This is a genomic window from Planococcus donghaensis (assembly GCF_001687665.2).
Classification (GTDB): domain Bacteria; phylum Bacillota; class Bacilli; order Bacillales_A; family Planococcaceae; genus Planococcus; species Planococcus donghaensis.
In genome coordinates, this window is sequence record NZ_CP016543.2 from 2,504,940 (window position 1) to 2,518,329 (window position 13,390).

Below are 13,390 nucleotides of genomic sequence, written 5' to 3' on the forward strand. Positions count from 1 at the left end.
GAGTGGAAAATCATATAGATTTTCCACTCGCTTTATTACTTCCCGAAAATTTCTTTCTATGTACAAGGAAGTACGATTATAGATTTTTAATAACGTTTCGAACAGAAGCTGCTGATTTTTCCAGAGCTTCTTTTTCTTCATTTGTTAATGGAATTTCAACGATGCTTTCGATGCCGTTGCCTCCGATAATTGTCGGGACACCTAAGCACAGTTCTTGGTAGCCATATTCTCCTTCGAGATAAGCGATAGATGGCAAAATCCGTTTTTTATCACGGATGATGCATTCGGCCATCTCGACTAGGGACGCTGCAGGCGCATAATAGGCACTACCATTTCCAAGCAGTCCTACGATTTCGCCACCGCCTTTTCGCGTTCTTTCGACGATAGCAGCTAAGCGATCGGCAGGAATGATTTTTTCTAACGGAATCCCACCGGCATAGGAGTAGCGAATCAGTGGCACCATGTCATCGCCGTGACCACCTAATACAAAGCCCGTAATATCTTCGACAGAAATATTTAATTCTTCTGCGACAAAAGTGTTGAATCTTGCGGTATCGAGTACGCCAGACTGACCAATTACTCTGTTTTTAGGGAATCCAGTCGCTTTATAGCAAACATAAGTCATCGCATCGACAGGATTGCTTAAAATCAAAATGGTGCTATTTGGCGCATAACGTTTCACGTTTTCCGATACAGTGGTCATAATTTTTGCATTGGTATTTACCAAATCATCTCTGCTCATGCCCGGTTTTCTTGGTATGCCAGCAGTGATGATGACCAAGTCAGCATCTTGAATGTCTTTGTAATCGGAAGTTCCTGAAATTTTTGAGTTGAATCCTTGGACAGGTCCTGTTTGGAGTAAATCGAGTGCTTTTCCTTTAACTGGATTTTCCTGCTCCGGAATATCCAGTAAGACGATATCCCCCAAAGATTTTTGTGCCATCATTAATGCGGCTGTTGCACCTGTAAATCCAGCACCAATAATGGCAATTTTATTTCTTCGAAAAGCCATGTCTCTTCACCCTTTCACAACCATTACGAATCCGTTTTCTTTGCTCGTTCTACTTTCGTTGGGACAACAGGCTTTGCTTGTTGTTCTTGATATTCTTCGTAATCAAGAGGTTTGATCATTTTGTAAACAGATTCATCTGGTCGAGGAATGACATGTGCGCCCAATAGTTCTCCAACACGTTTTGCTGCTTCACGTCCAGCGTCTACTGCTGCCTGTATTGCGCCTACGTCCCCTTGAACAATAATGGTTACAATTCCACCATCAACAAACTCTTGTTTAATCAGTTTTACATTTGCTGCTTTAATCATGGCGTCTGCTGCTTCAATCGCGCCAATTAGACCTTTAGTTTCAATCATTCCGATCGCTTGACTCATCAGTTTCACCTCTCTTTACTTCAGTTGAATCGATAATTCCAATAATGACTGCATCAATTGGAATGGGATTGTCTTTATCAATATACCGAGATGATCCGCCACTTGTTACCAAAACGTGATCCCCCACACCTGCGCCAAGGCGATCAGCAGCTACAAATTCTGTTCGGATGGAGTTGCCTTTCGTATCCACTGGTTGAATCACAAGCAGCCTGATGCCTTGTAACCCATCTTCTTTCCGGGTCGCCCAAACATTTCCAATCACTTTTCCTATACGCATAGCTAAATCACCTTTTTCTATTGTCTGACAGAAATAGACTTGCCAAGTTCTCTCGCAACGTCATATGCAAGCGCCGTCACGATGGTCCCTTTTTCAATAATAATTTCAGTTTCTTCTATATCTCTGAGATCATCCCTCGAGAGGAGTTTTTTTTTAAACAAATACTGTTTGTTGACCAGTATTTCGCGAATTTCTTCTTTTGCATCTACCGGTGAAGTCTCTTCTCCAGGTCGGATAATTCGTCCGATGGCACCTTGTCCGATAAAACCAGCATTGGCTTCATCTGTATCAATATGCATTTCCAATCGGTAACGATCCGACACACGGATTTTCACTTTTCTAAAGGTAACAGGTCTTGTACCATCTACTTCAACATTGACGAATTCATTGTCCGAGACGTTCAAACGCGCAGCGTCTTTCGGCTCCATATGAATATGAGCTTGAGCAATGATTAAGCCTTCTTCTAAATTGAGACTGCCGTTTGGACCGATGATGGTAAATGGTGCCGATCCCGCAATATCACCAGATTCCCGAATAGGTGCTTTAACGCCTAATTTAAATGCGTCTGTAAAACTCACTTCTGCTTGAGTTAACGCGCGAGCCGGACCTAACACACGCACACGCTCGATACTGCCTTTTGGCCCCGCAATGACGACTGTTTCATTGGCAGCAAACTGATTGGGTTGAGACAAATCTACTTTTTTAGTTAATTCGTATCCTTTTCCAAATAACGTTTCCACATGTTCTTGCGACAAATGGATATGACGAGCCGAAACCGCTATTGGAAATGCATTTGTAGGAAGAGTTGTAGCTGATGCTACAGGGAGATTTAGCTTTTCTAAAATCTCGCCTACAATTCGATCGATCAATTGCTGATTCACTTTGTAACCCCCTTTCCGTTAACCAACTTCATCTTAGTTTTCTGATTTAGGTAAAATCATTTCTAACTCGTTGTGTGGTCTTGGGATTACGTGAACAGACAATAGTTCGCCCACTCGTTGTGCCGCTGCTGCTCCTGCGTCTGTTGCTGCTTTTACTGCGCCTACATCTCCGCGTACTAATACCGTTACAATTCCGCCACCTACGTGAACTTTACCAACAAGATTGACACTTGCAGCCTTTACCATTGCGTCTGCTGCTTCTACTGCGCCTACTAATCCTTTTGTTTCTACCATTCCTAATGCTGTACCTTCTCTATTCATATCCAATTCCTCCTAGTAGTTTTTATTTAGCTAATTGTTTTAATATTTCATTGACTAAGTCTTTCACCATTTCGGGATCGACTTCATCATTTGAACCCACATTTTGAATAACACTTGATACGACTTGATCTTCATTTATTTCGGATGTTTGTTCTTGATGCTTTGGAAGTTGCACTTCTTTAATGCCATAAGCCATTCGTTTAATATTTAGCAAATGTTTAGCGGATAGATTATCTGAAGTAATATTGCCTCCAAAAGTTCCACAGCCTAACGTCATTGAAGGTAGTAAACCAGTCGTACCACCGACTGCGCCAACTGACGACATCGTATTTACTAAAATTCGAGAGACAGGCATTTCAAGTGCAAACTCCCGGGCAATTGCATCGGTTTCCGTATGAATCGATAACGAATGACCTCTGCCCCCGAGATTTAGTAAAGACAAACACAATTCTTTTGCATGCGCGACATCTTTTGCGACATACATGGCGAATACCGGTGACAATTTTTCCAGTGAGAACGGTACGTTTTTGCCGACTTCGGTTTCGAGTCCGACAATCACGCGCGTTCCTTCAGGTAAGCTAATACCCGCTAAATGAGCAATGCGTTGAGGACTTTTGCCGACAATTTCAGGATTTACTTTCCCTGGAATTGGCGATATTACTTTTTCCATCAATGCTTTTTCTTCATCAGTTAAAATATAAGCATCATTTTTCTTGAGCTCTCTTTTAACAAGTTCGACTACATTTCGGTCGATGACCATTGCTTGTTCGGTGGCACAAATTGTTCCATAGTCGAACGATTTGCTGTTGATGATGTCTTCAACGGCTTTGCCAATTTTTGCAGAGCGTTCAATGTAAACCGGCACGTTTCCTGGACCTACCCCGTATGCAGGTTTTCCTGAACTGTATGCTGCTTTGACTAATCCGCCACCACCTGTTGCTACGATCAAGTCAATGTCTTGATGCTTCATTAATTGTTGAGTGGCGTCCATCGAAGACATCGTCAAACATTGAATCAGTCCTTCAGGGGCACCTGCTGCAACTGCTGCTTGGTCACACACTTTTAACGCTTCGTGTGTGCATTGAATCGCGTAAGGATGCGGGCTCACAACAATGGCGTTTCGTGTTTTCAGTGCGATTAATGTTTTAAAAAATGCGGTAGAAGTTGGGTTGGTCGTCGGAATGATTGCTGCAATCACACCAAAAGGTACAGCGATTTCAACCACTTTGTTGACCTTATCTTCGCCAACTACGCCAACGGTTTTCAAATCTTTTATGCTTTCATAAACCGCTTTTGAACCGACTTCGTTTTTTATTTTTTTATGAGCGGCTACGCCCATACCTGTTTCTTTTACCGCTAATTCGCCAAGTTCCGCTGATTTTTCAAATGCGGCGTCTGCAACTGCTTTGACTATGCGGTCCACTTGCTCTTGCGTAAAGTCCATATATTGTAGTTGAGCTTGTTTTGCTTTTTTGACAGCTGAACGCATTTCTTGTAGAGCCAGTAAATCGGCATCTAAAGTCGTGGTCATTGTTATTCCCCCTTTCTCAGTAATCCATTGGTTTGCCAGCTGTTTTGTTTACAGCTTGACGGAAAGCATCAGCTGCTGCTTGGCATGAAGAATGGCTGCCGCTTAATAACGCGCCTCCGAAGTTTGTTTCAGATGGTGGGCTGAACAATTCACAGATGTTGACGTCCGCCGCTTTTAACGCGGCATCTAAACCAACGATTGCTTCGATTGGTGGTGCGATCAAGTAGGCGAGTGATGTACCAGGTGTGACATTTGCGAGTTCCGCTAAATAACTTCCACAACTTGAAATCGTATGTGCATAAAATGCATGATCTGGATTTCCGTCTACGGCTTCAAAATACGCGTTATGTTCAACGGTCACTTTGATCGAATCCAAACCACTTTTGACTTCTTCCGGAGAAGGACCGGCAATAATACCGATAAATTCTCCAGACAGTGGACCTGAAGCATGAGCCGCTCCTGCGTAAAAACTTTTCGCATAAACCACATCCACATTTGATGCTTTTGTTGCTTCATCAGCAGCTGTATAGCCCACATCATCGATGGTCGTTGTAAACAAACCAAGACTGCGGTGATGCGGTTGCAAGTTGAATTTTTCAGCAAGCGTTGTGTCCACATTTGGAATTAGCTGCATAGATAAAATTTCTGCATGAACTTTCTTCATTAGACCTATACACCTCTATCCTTCTTTTTTCACTAATGAAACGCCGCTTGCTTCATACTTCAATATTTTTTGAATAACAGTCGCTAAATAGGCGCCTGCTTCTACAGGTGGAATTCCGCCTTTGTGGATATTTGAGACAACCATACGGTCCGCTTCGATTGTTCCGAGGTGAGGCTTATAGCAAATATAAGCACTTAACGATTCTGCAGAAACTAAGCCTGGTCGTTCTCCAATTAAAATTACGACGATATCCGGTTGAAGAATTTCGCCAATTTCATCCATCAACGCAACTCGACCATTTTCCACATAAAAAGTTGTCCCTGTTTCAATGCCAGCATTTTTTAATGATTGTTCAAACGACAAGTAGACATCTTCCATGTTTTCTTCAATTGCTTTAGCACTAAGTCCGTTAGATGCCACAATTTGAACCGTTGCCGAACGTTTGCATTTTTCTTTTATCGTGGCAATCGATTGATCGGATAGCCTTCTGCCAAGGTCCGGTCTGCGAATGTATTCTTCTTTGTCCACAACTTTCGAATGAAGTTGGATAAAGCCAAGTCGCTCTAATAGTTCAGATGGAACTTCTCCGTAAACGGCATCAACCGCAGCTGCATGATCAAAACGGAACTTTAACCACGTATCGGTCTTGGCTCTTGTTCCCGCTCTGCCGACAACAATTCGGGCTGGTGTTTGTTTGCGAAGGCCTTCTAATACCGCTTCTTTTTTCGCTCTACTTTTTGTCAGCTCTTCAGAAGCCACTTTTTTCGTAACGTTCTCTATTTTCGGCTGTTTATGGTTGGAGGCTGTCGGAACAAATTTTACGTCTGTCCCTGTTTTTGCCGCTTCTTTTTCTACAACCAAATTGCCTATTGGGGCATTTTGAAACAGTTTGACGGGCATTTCATCGTTATTCTTTATTTGACTCGTGCTAGTTGTTTTAGTCGTTTGCAGTTTTTCAATGACCATTTTTGTAATTTGTTCTACTAGTTGTTCATTCACAGATCCAACCTCCTAACGCATGAATATAGTAGGATCACCAGCACGTTCGCTCAAGCGACCATTTTCGTAAATCCCCATCTTTTCAAGCCATTTCAAGTATTCTTTTGCCGGTGTTTTCTGGAATGTTTGCAACAAAGTTGCGACATCATGGAAACTCATGGACTGGTAATTCAGCATGACATCGTCGCCCATTGGCGCCGCAATGATGAAGTTCACGCCTGATGCAGATAACAACACGCCCAAGTCTTCGATATCGTTTTGATCTGCTTTAATATGGTTTGTGTAACAAATGTCGACACCCATTGGAATGCCGTGCATTTTGCCCATGAAATGATCTTCAAGACCTGCACGGATAACTTGTTTGTTGTTGTACAAATATTCGGGGCCGATAAACCCGACCACCGTGTTAACGATAAACGGATCAAAATGTTTGGCAAAACCGTAGTTTCTTGCTTCTAACGTGACTTGGTCAATGCCGTAATGGGATTCTGCAGATAGTTCCGAACCTTGCCCTGTTTCAAAATACATGACTTGTGGTCCTCTGCTCGTCCCTTGTTTTAACGCCAAATCTTTCGCTTCTGCGATCAATTCCGCAGAGATCCCGAAAGAGCGATTGGCTTTTTCTGTCCCTGCAATACTTTGGAAAATCATATCTGCAGGAGCTCCTTGTTCAATAGCTTTCATCTGCGTTGTCACGTGAGCCAGTACACAGTTTTGAGTTGGGATTTCCCATTCGTTGATAAAATCACTCGTTGCATGCAGCAGGCGTTTCACGCTTTCGACTGAATCATCAACTGGGTTAATACCAATTACGGCATCCCCAATTCCATACGATAAGCCATCTTTTAACGATGCCAACATTCCGCTTACACTGTCTGTTGGATGGTTGGGTTGTAGACGAGAAGAAATGGTTCCTTTATGTCCGATGGTAATATTGCACGTTGTTAATATTTCTACTTTGCCAGCAGCTTGCACCAAGTCCAAGTTAGACATTAGTTTAGTTACTGCAGCAATGGTCTCGGAATTCATCCCTCGACTAATGCGTTTTAATTCGCGGTCGCCTACTCGGTTGCTTAAAATGTATTCCCGCAGTTCAGCGATGCTCCAGTTTTTGATCTCGGCGTAGATTCGTTCATTGATATCGCCTTCGATAATTCGGGAAACTTCATCTTCTTCGATCGGGATTAATGGATTGTTTCGAATATCACTGACCAATAAGTTACTAATGACGGTTTTAGCAGCGATTCTCTCTTGTACTGTTTCGGCCGCAATTCCTGCCAAACGGTCACCGGACTTTTCTTCGTTTGCTTTAGCCATTACTTCTTTTAAACTTTTGAATGTATATGTGATGCCACCTAAAGTTGCTTGTAAGTTCAAAGCGCGATACCTCCTTTACGACGAATGGAATGTTAATGTTTTGACCACCACTGGAACAACGCCTGATTCAAGCATTTTTCCAATATCAATATAATCACCGTGTTCTACGTTAATTTGATCGATGCAGATTACACTTTGCCGAACATTCATGGCCATCAAGGTTTGACCGAGCACACGTGCATGATCTGTTTGCAAAATCAGCACGATCGGCAAGTCTGGGTTTGGACGGCGTTCCATCATTTGACGAATATCATCCGCTAATTTTTGAACTGCTCGAAAACTCATATGCGGAAGTTCGGAAATGTATAAAGCGAAATTTTGTCCTTCGTGATAGGCATCGAACATGTCGATTGCTTCTGTTATCTTTTTTTCCAAACTGTCCGTTCCCGTTTGGAAATCTTGTTCGAATGAAAAATTGTAAACCGGTACATTTTTCATCGGTAAATCACGTGGTGACACTTGAATCGTTGCGCCACTAATTTCGGTTGTTTGTGTACCGGCCCCCAATACAGTGGCTCTTACCGTTTCGATCGGCTCAATCCACGTAAATTGCTGTAAGTCCTGATTTGCTTGAAGCGCTTTAGCGAGTTGAATGCCGATATCGTCATAGGAAGCTTGCGCATGTTGAAGCGATTCGTGCTCATACATGCATTCTGAAATACCGCCAGAAAAAGAAATGACGTCAATGTCTTCTTGCCAATTTGGCAAATGACCTAATAATAAGGCCGCTTCTTCATTGTCTGCTTTTCTCGTGAGTATTGCGTTTAAGTAGTCGGCCATAAATTGGAGTACAAAGTCGACAGTTGGCGACTTTGCGTCATCGCCAATATGCAACTGCCGGTTATGAGCAGCTAGCAGTTTTTGAATGGGTGGCGATATCGAGCTCACTTTGCCTCGTTCAAACTCTAAAAGCCTGCCTCCGATATGTAAGGTACACGTTCCGATTAATTCTTTTGCTTTATAAACGGCGATATTGGCGGTGCCTCCACCGACATCAATGTTAGCGATTACATTATCGTTATCTCCAGAATATTCATAAGCACCTGAGCCTTTCGCTGCAATAATGCCTTCTAAGTCAGGTCCTGCTGTTGCGACCAAGAATTCTCCTGCTTCATCCGATAAATAATCGATCATTTCACGTGCATTGTTTTTAGTTGCCGTTTCGCCGGTAATAATGACTGCTCCTGTTTCAACTTGTGAAGGAACAATCCCTGCCTTGTCGTACTCAGCCTTTACGATACTAACGACCGCTGCGACATCAATTGTTACGTAATCTTTTAATGGTGTACTGAAGATAGGGCTTTTATACAATATTTGTTTATCGACTATTTCAATGCGCGGCACATGGGTACTTCCAGCAACGTTTGTTAAAGAAAACTCACTAATAACCAATTTCGTTGTGCTCGTGCCAATATCAATTCCTGCGCTGATGATTTTTTCCAGTTTAGGAGAATAACCTGTCACGTGTACACCTCGCTTTTAAACGCATAAAGGCGCCTATACAGACCCGAGAAGATTCTCCGGATCGTATAGGCGCCTTTGCCTGTTTCTATTATTTTAATAATTTGAATATACCAAAGCTTATGTTACTTGTAAAGAACTTTATTGAACAGCAGTTCAGCTGTCCTTTGGTTCTCCACGTAGTCTTCAATCGATTCCATTGTGTTGAATTTCACAAGCTCACGCAAATGATCGACACCTTGTTTTTTAACTGCTGAAGTAATAACAATCGGACCATGTGTCACAACTTGGCGCAGCATTTCAAGAGAGCGCGGAAGGTTTGCTTCCGCATGATCGCTTTTCGTAATCACGCCAATTGGCAATTTTGAAATGCCCGAGCTAAAGCCGTGCGGGAAAATCATTTTGCCGTTTGTCGCATCTTGCAAGTAAAAGACATGTGTGACTTCTAAAGCTGTCGCCATGATGCTTTTATAAAAAAGCGGATTTTCAGTGTACTCTCCAGGAGTATCTACAATCCAGTCGTAATAGGTTAAGGTTTGGGTTTTGTACGCTTCTACATCTTTACCCAACAGCGCATTTGTCAAAGTAGACTTGCCGGCTCCGATCGAACCAATAAGCATTGCTCTATTTTTCATAACGCTAACACGTCCTTATGATAGGGTGATTTTTGCTGGTGTATACCCTAGTTTTTCTGACAAAAATCGATTAATCTCTTGCATGGCCATGTCTACTTCGGATACTGTCCCGACAATTACCAAACTCCCCGTAAATCGGTCTAAAAACCCGATCGAGACATTTGCAGCTTTTGTCGCTAAATCCGCTGCAATAATCACCGTTTCACTTGGCGTACACGTCATGATTCCTAAAGCTCCCGCCATCGGAATCCCGAGTTTCACAAACATATCCGGATCTGGATTGGCGATTAAATGACTCAACGTTAACTGTTTACCTGGTACAAACTCTTGGATAAATCGTTTTTTCTCTTCACTCATTCCAATTCTCCTCCCTACTACGTACAAGATTAAACTTCAGCAGGAGTTTCCTTCTCCACTAATTTCCCGTTGTCTTTGCCGATTACTTTTTCTTCATCTGTTAAATATTCGCCTGGTCTGATCGTGCCGTCAGCGCGATCTTTTTCTTCTAGTTTTAGTGCAGTAGGAACTGATAACCAGTATGCAAATCCAATCGCAATGACACCCGCTGCCAATTTACCGATAATGACCGGTAAAATGATGTTCGGCTGGAAGTTTGCTGTGAACGATAAATGATCGCCTAGCATAAACGCCGCACACACTGCGAATGAGATATTGATTACTTTGTCTTTTGGCGGCATTTCTTTAACCAATGCAAACATCGCTAAAATGTTCGCCATTGTCGCTAAAATACCTGCACTACCAATTGACGATAAACCAATTTTTTGTCCTGCAGCTTCAAGTGGTTTAGATGCGTATTTACGCAGCAAGTAAACCATTGGGAATGCTCCAGCTAACATAATTCCGATATAACCAGCTGTTTCGAGTGCTCGGAATTGATCGGCTTGGTCCGCCATAATTGGGTGGAAGCCCCAAGCGCCAAACACCATTGAAAAGAAGCCAGTGAAAATTTCCACGATTGAAAACACAAGAACGATTTTAATCGCTGCATCCATCAAGCGTCCAAAAATCATAAAGCCGCTAACCATCGCACGCGGGAAGAACTTTAATCCTGCGGCGATTAAAATAACAAAGATTAAAAGTGGCAAGAGATTGATAAAGATTTGTCCATAACTGATCACAAACTCATACGGCGATGCCGCTGTTGTACTAATCACATCACGAATTTCAGTGTTGAACAATACAACCATGACAGAAGCAAGAAATGCTCCGATAGGAATCGTCAATACTCCAGACATGATGCCAAGCGCCATATATTTATGGTCACGTTTATCAAGCAACGCCAAGCCCATCGGAATAGAGAAAACGATTGTAGCTCCAGCCATATAGCCGACGATCATGGCCATAATCCAACCTTCATTTGTTACTTTCAACGCTTCTGCTAACTGATATCCCCCCATATCCGTTGCCAAAATAGACGTTGCCGCAATGGCCGGATCTGCACCAATTGCTTGAAATGCCGGACTGATAAATTTGTTGATAAACCAAGTTAAATAAGGAATAGAGGCCATAATACCTGCTGCCGGCACAAAAATATGTCCAATTGTTTGAAGACCGGTCATAAACTCTCGCCCGATGCCTTCATCTGGGTTTTTAATCGCTGCAAAAGCACCTAATACTGCACAAATCATAATTATATAAACAATTACCGTTCCGATCATTGCCATTTTTTATTTCCCCCTTTGTTAGTATGTAAGATTTCCCCCGAAATGCCTTGATCCCCTTATACCGATCACCTCCATTAATGCAATAAAAAAAGACACTTAAAAAACGTTCTTTTTAAGCGTCTTTGCTTTAGTTATTCACTTTTGATTTGCAAGGATTTCAGTGGCGACCGACTCCATTGTCATTCGCCGTGACATGCTTATATCTCGTAGCTTTTTAAAAGCTTCTTTTTCCGTTAGTTGCTCTTCTTGCATCAAAATGCCTTTGGACCGTTCGATTAACTTTCTGATTTCCACTTGTTGTTCCGCGTTCTTTACGCCTTCTTTTAATTGCTTGGCTTTTCCCGCTTGATGGAGGGCTATTTCAATCGCTGGCAGCAAATTCGTTTCGGATATCGGTTTTACGAGATAGCCTAAAATATTATCTTGCTGCGCTTTTTCGATAAATTCTTTTTGGCTATAGGCAGTTAATATTAACATTGGAAGGTCCAATTGATTGGCTATGATGCGACTGGCTTTCAAGCCATCTAGTTTCGGCATTTTAATGTCCATCAATATTAAGTCCGGCCTTAGTTCATATGCCAACTCAATCGCACGATCTCCATCTCCCGCCTCACCTACCACTTCGTAACCATTGTCTTCTAACATCATTTTAATATCCATGCGAATGATCGATTCATCTTCCGCTATTAAAATCCTTTTCTTCATCATCAATAATTACCTCCGGACTTATTGGAAACTGGATTGCGGCTAATGTCCCTTTGGTTTTAGGTAAGTATTGAAATTTACCATTCAAATCATGCAGAACTAAATTTTTCACGATTTCCAACCCTAACCCTGATGGAGGCTCGAGCTTGTTCATTCCGACGCCGTTGTCGGAAATATGAAGCTCTAAAAATTCTTTATCAGCAGAAAAGCTGACAACAATTTCTCCTTCATCATTTGCAGAAAAAGCATGTTTCACTGAATTTTGAACAAGTTCATTTATTATTAACGAAATTGAAACCGCTTTCTTGGAAGGAAATATTATTTTATTCCCATTTGCCACAATCCGCAAGTGAATTTTTTTGTCGTGTTCATTGATAATCATTGTAGAAGCTATTTTTTCTACCAACTTAACGATATCCACATCGTCTTCATCGACGTTTTCATTTGCCAAAATCAGTTCGTAAACCGTTGATATGCTAAACACACGATTTAATGTGTCTTCAAAATAAACTTTACTCTCAGGCGGGATGCCTTTTCGCATTTGCAGTCTGATTAAACTGGCGATGGTTTGAAGATTGTTTTTGACGCGGTGGTGGATTTCCTGAATAACGAGTGACTTCATCATCAACTCTTTTTCTTTCATCCGAAGTTCGGTTAAATCTTGAATGATTAACAGTGTACCTTTTATCTTGCCCGCTTCTCTTAATCTCACTTTTTTCACAACTAAGGTTTTGTTATCTAGCGTTAATTCGAAAACAAAAACATCTTCTTCTTGGTCATAAACCGGTTGAAGAAAAGGCAGCAAATCCAGGAGATTTTTATCTTTAAACTTTTCTTGTTTGCTCATTTCAACGATAAATTGAACACCTACAGGATTCACATATACTAGCCGGTTTTCAGCGTCTGTCAGCAAGAAAATTTCCATCAATAAATCTGACACCAACGGCAAGCCTCGGTTGTTTTCTCCAAGCACTTCTTCAAACGATTTAGAGTTTAACGAAAAGCTGCGTGAATCGTTGTTCATCGTAAACAACGAAGGAATCTCTTTTTCTTGAATGATGACCCCAATTACTTGATCAGCGCCGTTGCTGAGGGGCATAACATTTTGTTCTACGGATCTACCTTCTTGCGTCAATGCTTTGCGAATGGCTGACTTTTTTCCTTTACGGTAGCTGTAAAAAACACCCGGCTCGAAAGATTCAAAGACAATTTTTCCGACCACTGACTTTTCGTAAAGCTGACCATTCGATGACGGAAAAGCTTCTGCTACCACAATGGCATTTTCACTATTCTTTATCTTACAGTCGATAAACATATAGGATTCTGAAAGGTCAGCATACATTTGCAACGTAGAAGCCGCTCGCTTTAACACATCAATATCTTCTGTTGTTAAGTCAGTATATGTAGTACATAAGTCTTCCAACTTCGACACTGGCAATGAGATTTTTCACTCCGTTTAGTTTGAATT

General features: G+C 41.8%; 15 protein-coding genes. All 15 read right to left on the reverse strand.

Features of this window, described 5'->3' with window-relative positions; all coding sequences use genetic code 11:
- Positions 1-76: 76 nt before the first annotated feature.
- The 15 genes from mdh to BCM40_RS12545 all read right to left on the reverse strand — a co-directional run bounded on the left by mdh (position 77) and on the right by BCM40_RS12545 (position 13,354).
- The gene (gene mdh / locus BCM40_RS12475; protein ID WP_065525621.1) at positions 77-1,012 is read right to left on the reverse strand and encodes a malate dehydrogenase; all 936 of its coding nucleotides are present in this window, start codon (positions 1,010-1,012) and stop codon (positions 77-79) included.
- A gap of 23 nt (positions 1,013-1,035) precedes the next feature.
- Positions 1,036-1,386, reverse strand: coding sequence for a BMC domain-containing protein (locus BCM40_RS12480; protein WP_065525620.1), 351 nt, complete (start codon positions 1,384-1,386; stop codon positions 1,036-1,038).
- Positions 1,361-1,663 carry a EutN/CcmL family microcompartment protein gene (locus BCM40_RS12485; RefSeq protein WP_065525619.1) on the reverse strand — a complete coding sequence of 101 codons (303 nt, stop codon included), beginning with the start codon at positions 1,661-1,663 and terminating at the stop codon, positions 1,361-1,363. Before BCM40_RS12485 ends, BCM40_RS12480 begins: the two co-directional genes overlap by 26 nt.
- A gap of 17 nt (positions 1,664-1,680) precedes the next feature.
- Positions 1,681-2,544, reverse strand: a complete 864-nt coding sequence (gene pduL, locus BCM40_RS12490; protein WP_065525618.1) for a phosphate propanoyltransferase — start codon at positions 2,542-2,544, stop codon at positions 1,681-1,683.
- Between the two features lie 33 nt (positions 2,545-2,577).
- Positions 2,578-2,865 carry a BMC domain-containing protein gene (locus tag BCM40_RS12495; protein WP_008431136.1) on the reverse strand — a complete coding sequence of 96 codons (288 nt, stop codon included), beginning with the start codon at positions 2,863-2,865 and terminating at the stop codon, positions 2,578-2,580.
- A 22-nt stretch (positions 2,866-2,887) separates the two neighbouring features.
- Positions 2,888-4,396 carry an aldehyde dehydrogenase family protein gene (locus BCM40_RS12500; RefSeq protein WP_065525617.1) on the reverse strand — a complete coding sequence of 503 codons (1,509 nt, stop codon included), beginning with the start codon at positions 4,394-4,396 and terminating at the stop codon, positions 2,888-2,890.
- Between the two features lie 16 nt (positions 4,397-4,412).
- On the reverse strand, positions 4,413-5,060 hold the full coding sequence (gene eutL / locus BCM40_RS12505) for an ethanolamine utilization microcompartment protein EutL (RefSeq protein WP_065525616.1): 648 nt from the start codon (positions 5,058-5,060) through the stop codon (positions 4,413-4,415).
- A gap of 15 nt (positions 5,061-5,075) precedes the next feature.
- A complete protein-coding gene (gene eutC / locus BCM40_RS12510; RefSeq protein ID WP_065525615.1) occupies positions 5,076-6,059 on the reverse strand; it encodes an ethanolamine ammonia-lyase subunit EutC in 984 nt (327 codons plus the stop codon).
- 12 nt (positions 6,060-6,071) lie between these two features.
- Positions 6,072-7,436 (reverse strand): ethanolamine ammonia-lyase subunit EutB, encoded by a 1,365-nt coding sequence (locus BCM40_RS12515; RefSeq protein WP_065525614.1) that lies wholly within the window; start codon positions 7,434-7,436, stop codon positions 6,072-6,074.
- Positions 7,437-7,451: 15 nt separating this feature from the next.
- Positions 7,452-8,900: an ethanolamine ammonia-lyase reactivating factor EutA gene (locus tag BCM40_RS12520; RefSeq protein ID WP_065525613.1), complete on the reverse strand. Its 1,449-nt coding sequence runs from the start codon at positions 8,898-8,900 to the stop codon at positions 7,452-7,454.
- A 122-nt stretch (positions 8,901-9,022) separates the two neighbouring features.
- Positions 9,023-9,532, reverse strand: coding sequence for a EutP/PduV family microcompartment system protein (locus BCM40_RS12525; RefSeq protein WP_065525612.1), 510 nt, complete (start codon positions 9,530-9,532; stop codon positions 9,023-9,025).
- A 15-nt stretch (positions 9,533-9,547) separates the two neighbouring features.
- A complete protein-coding gene (eutS, locus tag BCM40_RS12530) occupies positions 9,548-9,889 on the reverse strand; it encodes an ethanolamine utilization microcompartment protein EutS (protein ID WP_008431128.1) in 342 nt (113 codons plus the stop codon).
- Positions 9,890-9,918: 29 nt separating this feature from the next.
- The gene (eutH, locus tag BCM40_RS12535) at positions 9,919-11,217 is read right to left on the reverse strand and encodes an ethanolamine utilization protein EutH (RefSeq protein WP_065525611.1); all 1,299 of its coding nucleotides are present in this window, start codon (positions 11,215-11,217) and stop codon (positions 9,919-9,921) included.
- A 135-nt stretch (positions 11,218-11,352) separates the two neighbouring features.
- Complete coding sequence (locus tag BCM40_RS12540; RefSeq protein WP_065527670.1) at positions 11,353-11,922, reverse strand: ANTAR domain-containing response regulator; 570 nt, start codon at positions 11,920-11,922, stop codon at positions 11,353-11,355.
- On the reverse strand, positions 11,891-13,354 hold the full coding sequence (locus tag BCM40_RS12545; RefSeq protein ID WP_238323785.1) for a sensor histidine kinase: 1,464 nt from the start codon (positions 13,352-13,354) through the stop codon (positions 11,891-11,893). Before BCM40_RS12545 ends, BCM40_RS12540 begins: the two co-directional genes overlap by 32 nt.
- Between the last annotated feature and the right edge of the window lie 36 nt (positions 13,355-13,390).

Excerpts from the sequence above, each read along its gene's own strand:
- mdh (WP_065525621.1), bottom strand. The coding sequence starts at position 1,012 with ATGGCTTTTCGAAGAAATAAAATTGCCATTATTGGTGCTGGATTTACA.
- BCM40_RS12540 (WP_065527670.1), bottom strand. The coding sequence starts at position 11,922 with ATGAAGAAAAGGATTTTAATAGCGGAAGATGAATCGATCATTCGCATG.
- BCM40_RS12480 (WP_065525620.1), bottom strand. The coding sequence starts at position 1,386 with ATGAGTCAAGCGATCGGAATGATTGAAACTAAAGGTCTAATTGGCGCG.
- eutS (WP_008431128.1), bottom strand. The coding sequence starts at position 9,889 with ATGAGTGAAGAGAAAAAACGATTTATCCAAGAGTTTGTACCAGGTAAA.
- BCM40_RS12500 (WP_065525617.1), bottom strand. The coding sequence starts at position 4,396 with ATGACCACGACTTTAGATGCCGATTTACTGGCTCTACAAGAAATGCGT.
- eutH (WP_065525611.1), bottom strand. The coding sequence starts at position 11,217 with ATGGCAATGATCGGAACGGTAATTGTTTATATAATTATGATTTGTGCA.
- BCM40_RS12495 (WP_008431136.1), bottom strand. The coding sequence starts at position 2,865 with ATGAATAGAGAAGGTACAGCATTAGGAATGGTAGAAACAAAAGGATTA.
- BCM40_RS12485 (WP_065525619.1), bottom strand. The coding sequence starts at position 1,663 with ATGCGTATAGGAAAAGTGATTGGAAATGTTTGGGCGACCCGGAAAGAA.
- BCM40_RS12525 (WP_065525612.1), bottom strand. The coding sequence starts at position 9,532 with ATGAAAAATAGAGCAATGCTTATTGGTTCGATCGGAGCCGGCAAGTCT.
- eutL (WP_065525616.1), bottom strand. The coding sequence starts at position 5,060 with ATGAAGAAAGTTCATGCAGAAATTTTATCTATGCAGCTAATTCCAAAT.